Annotated in this window: 12 protein-coding genes and 1 riboswitch; of the genes, 4 read left to right on the forward strand and 8 right to left on the reverse strand. The window is 54.0% G+C overall.

The genetic code is table 11. The features are described from left to right. Window positions 1-453: 453 nt before the first annotated feature. Both purH and purD read left to right on the forward strand, forming a co-directional pair. Complete coding sequence (purH, locus tag ACJHX3_RS23400) at window positions 454-2,043, forward strand: bifunctional phosphoribosylaminoimidazolecarboxamide formyltransferase/IMP cyclohydrolase (protein WP_001187564.1); 1,590 nt, start codon at window positions 454-456, stop codon at window positions 2,041-2,043. Window positions 2,044-2,054: 11 nt separating this feature from the next. Continuing rightward, window positions 2,055-3,344 (forward strand): phosphoribosylamine--glycine ligase, encoded by a 1,290-nt coding sequence (purD, locus tag ACJHX3_RS23405; RefSeq protein WP_000866858.1) that lies wholly within the window; start codon window positions 2,055-2,057, stop codon window positions 3,342-3,344. Here purD and zraR read toward each other — a convergent pair. Both zraR and zraS read right to left on the reverse strand, forming a co-directional pair. Next, window positions 3,341-4,666: a sigma-54-dependent response regulator transcription factor ZraR gene (gene zraR / locus ACJHX3_RS23410; protein WP_000148525.1), complete on the reverse strand. Its 1,326-nt coding sequence runs from the start codon at window positions 4,664-4,666 to the stop codon at window positions 3,341-3,343. The genes purD and zraR overlap by 4 nt on opposite strands. Further along, complete coding sequence (gene zraS, locus ACJHX3_RS23415; protein ID WP_094308521.1) at window positions 4,663-6,039, reverse strand: two-component system sensor histidine kinase ZraS; 1,377 nt, start codon at window positions 6,037-6,039, stop codon at window positions 4,663-4,665. The genes zraR and zraS overlap by 4 nt, the downstream gene beginning before the upstream one ends. A 237-nt stretch (window positions 6,040-6,276) precedes the next feature. On the opposite strand from zraS, the gene zraP reads away from it, so the two are divergent. Then, a complete protein-coding gene (gene zraP, locus ACJHX3_RS23420) occupies window positions 6,277-6,702 on the forward strand; it encodes a zinc resistance sensor/chaperone ZraP (RefSeq protein ID WP_034173750.1) in 426 nt (141 codons plus the stop codon). Window position 6,703: 1 nt separating this feature from the next. On the opposite strand, the gene ACJHX3_RS23425 is transcribed toward zraP, so the two are convergent. The 6 genes from ACJHX3_RS23425 to nudC all read right to left on the reverse strand — a co-directional run bounded on the left by ACJHX3_RS23425 (window position 6,704) and on the right by nudC (window position 11,209). Beyond that, the gene (locus ACJHX3_RS23425) at window positions 6,704-7,399 is read right to left on the reverse strand and encodes a DUF1481 domain-containing protein (RefSeq protein WP_032159285.1); all 696 of its coding nucleotides are present in this window, start codon (window positions 7,397-7,399) and stop codon (window positions 6,704-6,706) included. Between the two features lie 12 nt (window positions 7,400-7,411). Further along, window positions 7,412-7,684, reverse strand: coding sequence for a nucleoid-associated protein HU-alpha (gene hupA, locus ACJHX3_RS23430; protein ID WP_001044513.1), 273 nt, complete (start codon window positions 7,682-7,684; stop codon window positions 7,412-7,414). Between the two features lie 186 nt (window positions 7,685-7,870). After that, window positions 7,871-8,461 carry a YjaG family protein gene (locus tag ACJHX3_RS23435; RefSeq protein WP_000941123.1) on the reverse strand — a complete coding sequence of 197 codons (591 nt, stop codon included), beginning with the start codon at window positions 8,459-8,461 and terminating at the stop codon, window positions 7,871-7,873. Between the two features lie 42 nt (window positions 8,462-8,503). Beyond that, window positions 8,504-9,175, reverse strand: coding sequence for a deoxyribonuclease V (gene nfi / locus ACJHX3_RS23440; protein WP_000362395.1), 672 nt, complete (start codon window positions 9,173-9,175; stop codon window positions 8,504-8,506). Between the two features lie 156 nt (window positions 9,176-9,331). Beyond that, the gene (gene hemE, locus ACJHX3_RS23445) at window positions 9,332-10,396 is read right to left on the reverse strand and encodes a uroporphyrinogen decarboxylase (protein ID WP_000137657.1); all 1,065 of its coding nucleotides are present in this window, start codon (window positions 10,394-10,396) and stop codon (window positions 9,332-9,334) included. A 39-nt stretch (window positions 10,397-10,435) separates the two neighbouring features. Next, a complete protein-coding gene (gene nudC / locus ACJHX3_RS23450; RefSeq protein ID WP_000373940.1) occupies window positions 10,436-11,209 on the reverse strand; it encodes an NAD(+) diphosphatase in 774 nt (257 codons plus the stop codon). Between the two features lie 94 nt (window positions 11,210-11,303). On the opposite strand from nudC, the gene rsd reads away from it, so the two are divergent. Next, a complete protein-coding gene (rsd, locus tag ACJHX3_RS23455) occupies window positions 11,304-11,780 on the forward strand; it encodes a sigma D regulator (RefSeq protein WP_000934302.1) in 477 nt (158 codons plus the stop codon). Window positions 11,781-11,831: 51 nt separating this feature from the next. Continuing rightward, a riboswitch (TPP riboswitch) is annotated at window positions 11,832-11,932 on the forward strand. Window positions 11,933-11,981 lie beyond the last annotated feature (49 nt).

An 11,981-nucleotide genomic window follows, 5' to 3' on the forward strand; every position in this document is an offset into this window, starting at 1 on the left:
CTCACTGTCGCGAGGTGGCGTATATTACGCTTTCCTCTTTCAGAGTCAACCCTGAATTTCAGGATTTTTCTCTTCAACCGAACCGGCTGTTTGTGTGAAGTGATTCACATCCGCCGTGTCGATGGAGGCGCATTATAGGGAGTTCTCCGCAGGCCGCAATAGAAAAATTGCAGAAAAATGACTGACTGCTGCATTCCCCAGCAAAACCCCGCTTTATACCTTTTTACGCACAGAGTTATCCACAATCATCAATGTAATTTCTGTATTTTTCCCACGGTAAACACTGTCAAAATTGTGATCACCATTGAAAGAGAAAAATTCGCGAGCGTTGCGCAAACGTTTTCGTTACAATGCGGGCGAAAAATAAAGATGCCCCGTTAGGGGCGTTAGCTGAGTTTTTCGCGAAAAATTCAGCTAACGCTCTCTGTAATAGTCAAATCCAGGGGATTTACCATGCAACAACGTCGTCCAGTCCGCCGCGCTCTGCTCAGTGTTTCTGACAAAGCCGGTATCGTCGAATTCGCCCAGGCACTTTCCGCACGCGGTGTGGAGCTGCTGTCTACAGGGGGCACTGCCCGTCTGTTAGCAGAAAAAGGTCTGCCGGTAACCGAAGTTTCCGATTACACCGGTTTCCCGGAGATGATGGATGGACGCGTGAAGACCCTGCATCCGAAAGTACATGGTGGCATTCTGGGCCGTCGCGGCCAGGACGATGCCATTATGGAAGAACATCAGATCCAGCCTATCGATATGGTGGTTGTTAACCTGTATCCGTTCGCCCAGACCGTTGCTCGTGAAGGCTGCTCGCTGGAAGATGCGGTTGAGAACATCGATATCGGCGGCCCAACGATGGTGCGCTCCGCCGCCAAGAACCATAAAGATGTCGCAATAGTGGTGAAGAGCAGCGACTACGACGCCATTATTAAAGAGATGGATGACAACGAAGGATCGCTGACGCTTGCAACCCGTTTCGACCTCGCCATCAAAGCCTTCGAACACACTGCCGCCTACGACAGCATGATTGCCAACTACTTCGGCAGCATGGTTCCGGCTTACCACGGTGAAAGCAAAGAAGCCGCCGGTCGCTTCCCACGCACGCTGAACCTGAACTTCATTAAGAAGCAGGATATGCGTTACGGCGAGAACAGCCACCAGCAGGCTGCCTTCTATATAGAAGAGAATGTGAAAGAAGCCTCCGTTGCTACCGCAACCCAGGTTCAGGGTAAAGCCCTCTCTTATAACAACATCGCCGACACCGATGCGGCGCTGGAGTGCGTGAAAGAGTTCGCCGAGCCGGCATGTGTGATTGTGAAGCACGCCAACCCTTGCGGCGTGGCTATCGGCAATTCCATTCTTGATGCTTACGATCGCGCGTACAAAACCGACCCGACCTCCGCATTCGGCGGCATTATCGCCTTTAACCGCGAGCTGGATGCGGAAACCGCGCAGGCCATCATTTCTCGTCAGTTTGTTGAAGTGATTATTGCGCCGTCCGCCAGCGAAGAAGCCCTGAAAATCACCGCCGCCAAACAGAACGTACGCGTCCTGACCTGCGGTCAGTGGGGCGAGCGTGTTCCGGGTCTTGATTTCAAACGCGTGAACGGCGGTCTGCTGGTTCAGGATCGCGATCTGGGCATGGTCGGCGCGGAAGAACTGCGCGTCGTCACCAAACGTCAGCCGACTGAACAAGAGCTGCGTGATGCGCTGTTCTGCTGGAAAGTGGCGAAGTTCGTGAAATCCAACGCCATCGTCTATGCCAAAAACAATATGACCATCGGTATTGGCGCAGGCCAGATGAGCCGCGTGTACTCCGCAAAAATCGCCGGTATTAAAGCGGCCGATGAAGGCCTGGAAGTGAAAGGTTCCTCGATGGCTTCTGACGCGTTCTTCCCGTTCCGCGACGGTATTGATGCCGCTGCCGCTGCGGGCGTGACCTGTGTAATCCAGCCTGGCGGTTCTATCCGTGATGACGAAGTGATTGCCGCCGCCGACGAGCACGGTATTGCGATGCTCTTCACCGACATGCGCCACTTCCGCCATTAATGGAGCAATAGATGAAAGTATTAGTGATTGGTAACGGCGGGCGCGAGCACGCGCTGGCCTGGAAAGCGGCGCAGTCGCCGCTGGTTGAAACTGTTTTTGTTGCTCCGGGTAATGCAGGCACTGCGCTGGAACCCACACTGCAAAACGTCGCTATCGGCGTAACCGATATCCCGGCGCTGCTGGATTTCGCGCAAAACGAAAAGATCGATCTAACCATCGTCGGCCCGGAAGCGCCGCTGGTGAAAGGCGTAGTGGATACCTTCCGCGCCGCCGGGCTGAAAATCTTCGGCCCAACCGCAGGTGCCGCGCAGCTGGAAGGCTCGAAAGCGTTTACCAAGGATTTCCTGGCCCGCCATCAGATCCCTACGGCGGAATACCAGAACTTCACCGAGGTAGAACCTGCGCTGGCGTATCTGCGTGAGAAGGGCGCGCCAATCGTCATTAAAGCTGACGGTCTGGCTGCCGGGAAAGGCGTTATCGTGGCGATGACGCAGGAAGAAGCGGAAGCGGCTGTTCACGATATGCTGGCGGGCAACGCTTTTGGCGACGCGGGGCATCGCATCGTTATCGAAGAGTTCCTCGACGGCGAAGAAGCGAGCTTTATCGTGATGGTGGACGGTGAGCATGTGCTGCCGATGGCCACCAGCCAGGATCACAAACGCGTAGGCGATAAAGATACCGGGCCGAACACCGGCGGGATGGGGGCTTACTCCCCTGCGCCAGTGGTGACCGATGAGGTTCATCAGCGCACCATGGAACGTATCATCTGGCCAACCGTGAAAGGCATGGCAGCGGAAGGCAACACCTACACCGGTTTTCTCTACGCGGGCCTGATGATCGACAAACAGGGCAATCCGAAGGTTATCGAATTTAACTGCCGCTTTGGCGATCCGGAAACCCAGCCGATTATGCTGCGCATGAAGTCCGATCTGGTTGAGCTCTGCCTGGCAGCCTGTGAAGGTACGCTTGACGAGAAAACGTCCGAGTGGGATGAACGCGCTTCTCTCGGCGTGGTGATGGCTGCGGGTGGATATCCGGGGGATTACCGCACCGGTGACGTGATCCACGGCCTGCCGCTGGAAGAAGTGGCTGGCGGCAAAGTGTTCCACGCGGGCACGAAACTGGCGGATGACGAGCAGGTAGTGACCAGCGGCGGGCGCGTACTGTGCGTCACCGCGCTGGGTCATACCGTGGCAGAAGCGCAGAAACGCGCTTATGCCTTAATGACCGATATCCATTGGGACGACTGCTTCTGCCGGAAAGATATCGGCTGGCGCGCTATCGAACGCGAGCAGAACTAACGCGACAGTTTTGCCAACAGCGTTTTGCGCGTGATCCCTAACTGACGGGCGGCTTCGGTTTTGTTGCCGCCCGTTTTCTCCAGTGCCGCAAGAATCACCTCTTTTTCGACTTCCACCAGCGGCTGAATATCCTGACTTTGTACCAGCGGGATCGACGTACTCGCAATCGCCAGCGGCAGCTCGCGTTCGGAAATATATTCTCCGGTCAGCAGCACCACCGCCCGTTCCACCGCGTTTTCCAGTTCACGAATATTTCCCGGCCAGTCGTAGTGGATCAGCAGATCCATCGCCTGGGGCGTAAAACCTTTTACTGCCTTGCGATTGCGTTCGGCAAAGCGCTGAAGAAAATGGTTTGCCAGCAGAGGAATATCTTCCCGCCGCTGACGCAGCGACGGAACTTCAATCGCCACCACGTTCAGGCGATAGTAGAGATCCTGGCGAAAACGCCCGGCATTCACCTCTGCGGCAAGATCGCGATGAGTCGCCGCAATCAGCCGGACATCAACCGAAATAGTCTGATTGCTGCCGACACGCTGAACTTCGCGCTCCTGAATCGCACGCAGCAGACGAACCTGCATCATCGGCGAGATATCGCCAATTTCATCGAGAAACAGCGTGCCGCCGTCCGCCTCAACAAAGCGCCCTTCCCGCCGTTTGTCGGCTCCGGTAAACGCCCCTTTTTCGTGACCGAACAATTCAGATTCCAGCAAGGATTCGTTGAGTGCCGCACAGTTGAGCGTTACCAGTGGTTTTTCACTCCGTGCGCTACTGGCGTGAATCGCCCTGGCGACCAGCTCTTTACCGGTGCCGGAATCGCCGTGGATCAGCACCGTGGCTTCCGATGGCGCGACGAGTGCGATTTCACTGAGCAGGTGTTGCATCGCCGGGCTTTTACCGACCATACCGAACTGGCTGGCAGACACCGCAGGCGTTTCAGCGTCAACACTGTGCGTATGCGCAAGCGCCTTTTCCAGCGTCGCCTGCAGGTTATCGAAATCCAGCGGCTTGATGAGATAATCCAGCGCCCCGGTTTTCAACGCCTCTACCGCCGTCTCGACGCTGGAGTACGCGGTCATAATCAGTACCGGAATTGCCGGATTTAACGCTTTGATCTCTTTGAGCGTGGCGATGCCGTCCATCTCTGCCATTCGCACATCGCAAAGCACAAGATCAAAAACCTGTTCCCGCACCTGCTCCAGCGCCTGTCGCCCGCTGTTCGCCAGCGCGACGTTATAGCCCCAGCCGCGCAGTAAAGCCTGCAAAATAGTGCAGTGGCTAATGTCATCATCCACCACCAGAATATCGATATTATCGTGCGTCATCCTTGTGGGTCCTTACGCGTAATAGTGACCGGAAGCCAGAGGGTGAACGTTGCGCCTTTTCCCTCCTGGCTTGCGACCTGAATTGTACCACCGTGTTGTTCAACAATATTATGCACGACCGCCAGCCCCAGTCCGGTGCCTTCGGCCTTCGTGGTGAAATACGGGGTGAAGATGGCTTCAAGCTGATCTGCCGCAATTCCCTTACCGCTGTCGGTAACGCTGATTTTCACGCCCGCGCCGCTTTCGCTGGCCGTCACGCTAATCACACCATGTTGACCAATCGCCTGAATAGCATTGAGATAGAGATTCAACAGGACCTGAGTCAGCCTGTCCGGATCGGCCTGAATTTCCGGTAATGTGTCGTTGGCGGTAAAGCGTAACTGGATCTCCCGGCTGTTTGCATCCTGGCTTACCAGCTGTAATGAGTGGTTAATCAGCGTGTTGAGATCCACCGCCTGCAAAGCCAGATGCGTTGGCTTAACCAGTTCCAGCAACTCGCTTACCACGCGGTTTAAACGGTCGGCTTCTTTCGCCATCACCTGCGCCAGTTGATGCGCTTCTCCCCCTGCTGGCGCGCGTTCGGCAAAGTATTTCGCCAGCCCTTTAATCGAGGAAAGTGGGTTACGGATTTCGTGGGCAACACCTGCCGCAAGATGCCCCAGCGCCACCAGCTTCTCTTTGCGCTTCATTTCATCCTGCAATAGCTGCCGCGAGCGCAGATATCGGCGATACCAGAAGAATGACAACACGCTTGCCAGCAAGACCGTCGCCAGAGCGAAGAGGATAATCAGGGTATTTCTCTGCTCACGATCCTCAGCACTCACAATGTTACTGGCGTCGAAAGCGATAAAAATTGCTTGTGGTGTCGCGGCATACTGCTGCATATGGCGCATCCGGTGCATTCCAGCAGCAAACATCGGTTGAAACTGGCGATAAATTTCCAGAACAGGCTCGCCGTCTGCGCTATCGATCCGCCGCCACGCTTCTTCATCTCCCGGATGTAACTGCTGCATTTTCTGCGGGGAATAAAGCTGTTTTCCCACCATGCCGGAGTTGCTATGCATCACGATTGTTCCTTGTTCATCCGTGACCGCAAACCAACGTACACCAGGCTGCCCGGCCATTTCTTCCAGTAATGCCTGCTGCTGCGCATGATGCATGCGCATCCCCATGCCGACGCGCGAGCCGGATTCGAGAGCACGGATAAGTACACTGCCTTTTTCCAGCAGCGTTTGTCTGGCGGCGGCAGTCTCGCGCCCATAATCGCGAATCACTGTCACCGCAAACAACCCCACCAGCCCAACAATGACCACGGGGAGGATAGCGCTTAACCATTTGGCTAAGGTGTCTTTTGAACGTTGCATAAAACGTATCTTCTTCTTTGCCTGTTCATCCCTTTTTGACAGCAGAAATCATGCCATCTTTTAGCAGCGCTTACCCTGCGTTGTAACACAAAGACTTAAGTTTCAATGAGTAAAAATGACTCGCCACCCACAGCAGGCGAGTCATTTTTACTCGTTTATCATGCCAGATTACCCGTCATATCAGCGTTTCGTTGTTGGCACGAAAGATGCAATACCCAAAGTAAGACAACCACTGGAGGATTAACCATGAAACGGAACACGAAAATTGCCCTGGTGATGATGGCGCTTTCAGCAATGGCGATGGGATCGACATCTGCATTTGCTCACGGCGGACACGGGATGTGGCAACAAAATGCCGCGCCCTTGACCAGCGAACAACAAACAGCGTGGCAGAAAATCCATAATGACTTTTACGCTCAAAGCAGCGCACTGCAACAGCAACTGGTGACGAAGCGTTATGAATACAATGCCCTGTTAGCCGCGAACCCACCGGATAGCAGCAAAATTAACGCGGTCGCCAAAGAGATGGAGGCTTTGCGTCAGTCGTTAGATGAGTTACGGGTGAAACGGGATATTGCGATGGCTGAAGCGGGTATTCCGCGCGGAGCCGGAATGGGCATGGGCTACGGCGGCTGCGGTGGTGGCGGTCATATGGGTATGGGCCACTGGTAAATCAGAACGTTTTCTCGTTGGGTTGCCAGCGACAGAAATCAGAGTTTGCCACTAACAGTAATTGCGAACCTTCGGGCGCTTCCAGCCATGCCACGCTGACATCAACAGAAGAGCGGCTCTGGCGGCGCTCGATATGCGCTATCGCCTGCGAATCTAAATCAGGTTTAATGGTTTGTCCTTCGCAGGTGGTCACGGTCTGTTCCATCGCATGCCAGCGCCCCTGGCGCAGCACGACTCTCCCCTGACGTAAAGCATCGCTAATCTGGCGGATCTGATCAGCACGATAACGGTATAAATCGATTTGGTCGTTAGAAAGCTGCTGCTTTTCCCCATCGGATTCACGTTGCATAAAGCTCAGATCGCCGCGATCGTCAAAACGCGCGCGAATGTTCACCGGCGGTTTGCTGTAAACATTGATATTGATGAGCGTAAGGTTATCGCCCTGCCAGCGATACTCTCGCGTCGTGGTATCGCCACTGCGCCACGGGCTAAACACGGCAAGCAGATGCACATTATCGCCGCTGTCTTTTCGCCAGATGCGTACCGCGCCCTGGTCTTCAGCAAATCCACTGGCGGTAAAGGGAGGAAGTGAAGAGTTGTGACTACAGGCAGTGAGAAACAGCACACCTGCCAGCATCAATGATCGACGCCAGAAAGACAAAAGGGGTGAAACCACCCCTTCGTTAAAACTGTTCACTGCCACGCAATCTTACTTAACTGCGTCTTTCAGTGCCTTGCCAGAAACAAATGCCGGTACGTTAGCTGCGGCAATTTTGATTTCTTTACCGGTCTGCGGGTTGCGGCCAGTACGCTCAGCGCGGTGGTTCACTTTGAAGGTACCGAAACCAACCAGTTGTACAGCATCGCCTTCTTTCAGAGACTCAGTAATTGCAGCCAGAGTGGACTCCAGAGCAGCTTTAGCCTGGGTTTTGGACAGTTCTGCTTTCTCTGCAATTACATCAATCAGTTGAGTCTTGTTCATAAGTTATCCTTACAATGTGTTTATCGCTTGCTAAGCATCGAGTGCGACGGAAATGCCAGAATAGCACTCTCCTGCATACACGCACCGATAGCCACTTTTTTTCGCCCCCCAAATGTAGACCAGACGGGGGGCGAAAGGGAAGACTCCAGGTACGACAAATCAGGCGTTAAATCACGTTTTCTGGTCTTATTGCTGAAAAATTATACCAATATTGCTCTCGCCCGCCTCACGCAGGTCTGCCCTAAGGCCTTTTATCAGCTCGATATCGCGTTCTTCGCACTCAGCTAAAAGTCGGAATATTTCCCACTGAATGTCCCATTCTTGCTCTACAGCTGGGTTTTCTTTGAGCTCTTCATCGCTCATTTCGCGACCAGCCTGAGTCATTTCCAGCATCGCAACGGTCGTGATGGAGGTCTTACTCACTTCCACCGCGTGTTCGAGCGTTTCACCACTCAAACGCGAATGGACCAGTTCACTTAACGCCACGCATGCATCGATTGCCGGATAAACGCCGTACAGATCGAAATCGTCGGCTGAAGGAATCGCTTCTTCAAATTTCTCCAGTTGGCTGTCGAAATTTACTTTTGCGTCTTTGACGGTCAGCGTTTCCCAGATGAGATCGAGAATGCGGCGGTAAATCTGCCCATCACTAAAACCAGTTTGCTGACAGAATACGGCGTAATTAGGGTACATGCGTTCGCATAAGCAGGCCATAAAAGTGACGTGCTGCCAGCTTTCCAGGCGCTCCAGACGCAGATGAATTGGGTTTTGTAACATGTTGAGTTCTCAAATACGGAAATTATCCGCAGTTTACCTGAATTAGGGCTGATTTGCTGTATAGCGCACGAACGCCGGACGTTCCGAGGCCACCGCGTCCGCCCAGCGCGTTGGCTCCGGCAGACGATAGCCTTTCATGCAGCGTTGTACCCACGCTAGCGCGCTGTCCACGCTGACCCGATGACCGGTAGCGATAAACAACGGGTTACAGCGCGCTTTGCTGCGCCAGACCCAGGCCAGCTGCTCGCCTTTATCCATCAGTGGGGCCAGCGCGCCCGGTTCGCTGGAGAGCGGTTCGAATTTACCGCAGAGACGTTTTTTCGCTACGCCTATCGTTGGCACATCCACCAGCAAACCAAAATGGCTGGCGACGCCAAGACGGCGAGGATGCGAGATCCCATGACCATCGACAAACACTAAATCAGGTTTTTGCGACAGCATCTCCCACGCTGCCAGCAGCGCAGGATATTCGCGGAAGGAAAGAAAACCTGGAATGTAAGGCATGGTGGTGGCGATGCGGGCCACTTTATACTCCACCAGCTCAAGCGTGGGGTATTTCAGCAGCACCATCGCCGCTCGCGTCACTTCTCCGCCCTGCTCAAATCCGACATCGGCTCCGGCGATCAGATCCGGCGGATCTTTATCGAGTCGATCCTCGCGGATCACAGAAGAAGCCAGTTCAATTTGTTGAGCGCGTAATGACGCGAGATCCATAATCGCTCCTTAGAGCCTGGTCCACCAGGCGTAATTGTTGAAGGCAGTTTGAGGCCGGACAGCGCGGAAAAACCGGAGCGTACACGTAGTACGTGAGGATTTTGAGCACTGCCCGGCCTCAAAATGGCAAATAAAATAGCCTGATGGACCAGGCTCTTAGCGGTGATACTGTTCAGATAACCGATGCACTGCCTCCACAAACACGCCAGCATGTTCTGGCGGCACATCCTGATGAATGCCGTGACCAAGGTTAAAGACATGACCTTCACCGTGACCGAAACCTGCAAGTATAGTCGCTACTTCTTCTTCAATGCGGGCTGGCGGCGCGTACAGCATCGACGGATCCATATTGCCCTGCAACGCGACTTTATTGCCCACGCGGCGGCGCGCATCGGCGATGTCCGTTGTCCAGTCGAGGCCCAGCGCATCGCAACCGGTTTCTGCCATCGCTTCCAGCCACTGTCCGCCGCCTTTGGTAAACAGCGTGACCGGTACGCGGCGACCGTCGTTTTCACGCAGTAAACCATCAACAATTTTATGCATGTAATAGAGCGAGAACTGTTGATAATCGCGCCCGGTAAGCACGCCGCCCCAGGTGTCGAAAATCATCACAGCCTGAGCACCGGCTTTAATCTGCGCATTCAGATACAAAGTGACGCTTTTCGCCAGTTTATCGAGTAGCGCGTGCAGCGCCTGTGGATCGGCATACATCATTTTTTTGATCACGGTGAACGCTTTGCTGCTGCCGCCTTCCACCATATAGGTCGCCAGCGTCCACGGGCTGCCGGAAAAACCAATCAGCGGCACTTCGCCTTTCAGTTCGCGACGAATGGTACGCACCGCGTTCATCACGTAACCCAGCTCATCTTCCGGGTCCGGAATTGGCAGTTTATCGACGTCGGCTTTGCAGGTGACTGGCGAGGTAAAACGCGGACCTTCTCCGGCTTCAAAATAGAGCCCTAACCCCATCGCGTCCGGCACGGTGAGGATATCGGAAAAGAGGATCGCCGCATCCAGCGGATAGCGACGCAGCGGTTGCAAAGTCACTTCGCACGCCAGCTCGGCGTTTTTGCACAGCGACATAAAATCGCCCGCCTGGGCGCGCGTGGCTTTATATTCCGGTAGATAGCGACCCGCCTGGCGCATCATCCATACTGGAGTGACATCAACGGGCTGGCGCAGCAGCGCCCGCAGATAACGATCGTTTTTAAGTTCGGTCATTTTGGCTGTTCCTTAGTGCGTCAGGCGGTCAGTGTATCATCACTCATACTCTGCCCGACACATCGCCACCGTATCTTCTATCAGACGGCGCGCTACGGTGCCGGGCGGCGGGAGTAACGGCAAATCGTCATAGCGATACCAGTTCGCCTCGAGCAATTCTTTCGGGTCGATCACGATGTCGCCGCTGTCGTATTCCGCCATAAACGCGGTCATTAAAGACTGAGGAAACGGCCACGGCTGGGAAGTCACATAACGCAAGTTTTTAACTTTAATTCCGCTCTCTTCCATCACTTCCCGCGCGACCGCCTGCTCGAGGGTTTCGCCCACTTCGACGAATCCGGCAAGTACCGTATGGACACCGTTACGATGGCGGGTATGCTGGGCGAGGAGGATCGAATCATCGCGACGGATGGCAACAATAATGCAGGGGGCGATTTGCGGATAGTAACGCTCACGGCAATGACTGCACAGCATCGCCCATTCGGTTTTGCTTGGATACATTTCATGCCCGCAGTAACCACAGTATTTATGCGATCGGTAAAACTCCGCCAGTTGTACGCCTCGTCCGGCCAGTTGAAACAGCCCAACATCGAGATCAATGACCTGACGTACCGACCCCATATCGTGACGCCGCTGCTGTTGTACTAACCAAACAGGTTCCCCCTGCCATTCGCCGATTTGTAGTGCGCGCTGACCCACAAGATCGAAATTTGCCGCTTCGCCATATGGCAATTCTCCCTTCGGCAACCATAATTTTTGTTCATGGCTGACGACCCACCAGCCGTGATCTAATTTTTCAATTATACGATCCATAGCTCTTGCACTACCTTTGCATCACTGGCATGTTTAACATGGTTTTTACATTTCTCACTGAGCAGTTTTTGAATACAAACTTGCGGAGTCAATCATGCTTAACCAGCTCGATAACCTGACGGAACGCGTCAGAGGAAGTAACAAACTGGTTGATCGCTGGCTACATGTACGTAAGCATCTGCTCGTGGCTTACTACAATCTGGTTGGCATTAAGCCTGGCAAAGAATCGTACATGAGGCTAAACGAAAAAGCCCTTGATGATTTTTGTCAGAGCCTGGTCGATTACTTGTCTGCCGGGCATTTCAGTATTTATGAGCGCATTCTTCATAAGCTGGAAGGCAACGGGCAACTCGCGCGCGCCGCGAAGATTTGGCCGCAACTTGAAGCCAATACTCAACAGATTATGGATTACTACGATTCCAGCCTGGAAACCGCCATCGATCATGATAATTACCTTGAGTTTCAACAGGTTTTATCTGACATCGGCGAGGCGCTGGAAGCGCGCTTTGTGCTGGAAGATAAGCTGATTCTGCTGGTGCTTGACGCCGCCCGCGTCAAACATCCTGCTTGAGTTCTGTGCTGTTAACGCGTAATTTACATTCAACGCCCCGTTTGTGGGGCTAATTTCTTGTCGGAGTGCCTTAACTGGCTGAGACCGTTTATTCGGGATCCGCGGAACCTGATCAGGCTAATACCTGCGAAGGGAACAAGAGTTAATCTGCTATCGCATCGCCTTTGCGGCGATCGTCTCTTGCTTCATCCGTCGTCTGAC

The organism is Escherichia sp. WS1265, assembly GCF_046487585.1.
Taxonomy (GTDB): domain Bacteria; phylum Pseudomonadota; class Gammaproteobacteria; order Enterobacterales; family Enterobacteriaceae; genus Escherichia; species Escherichia coli.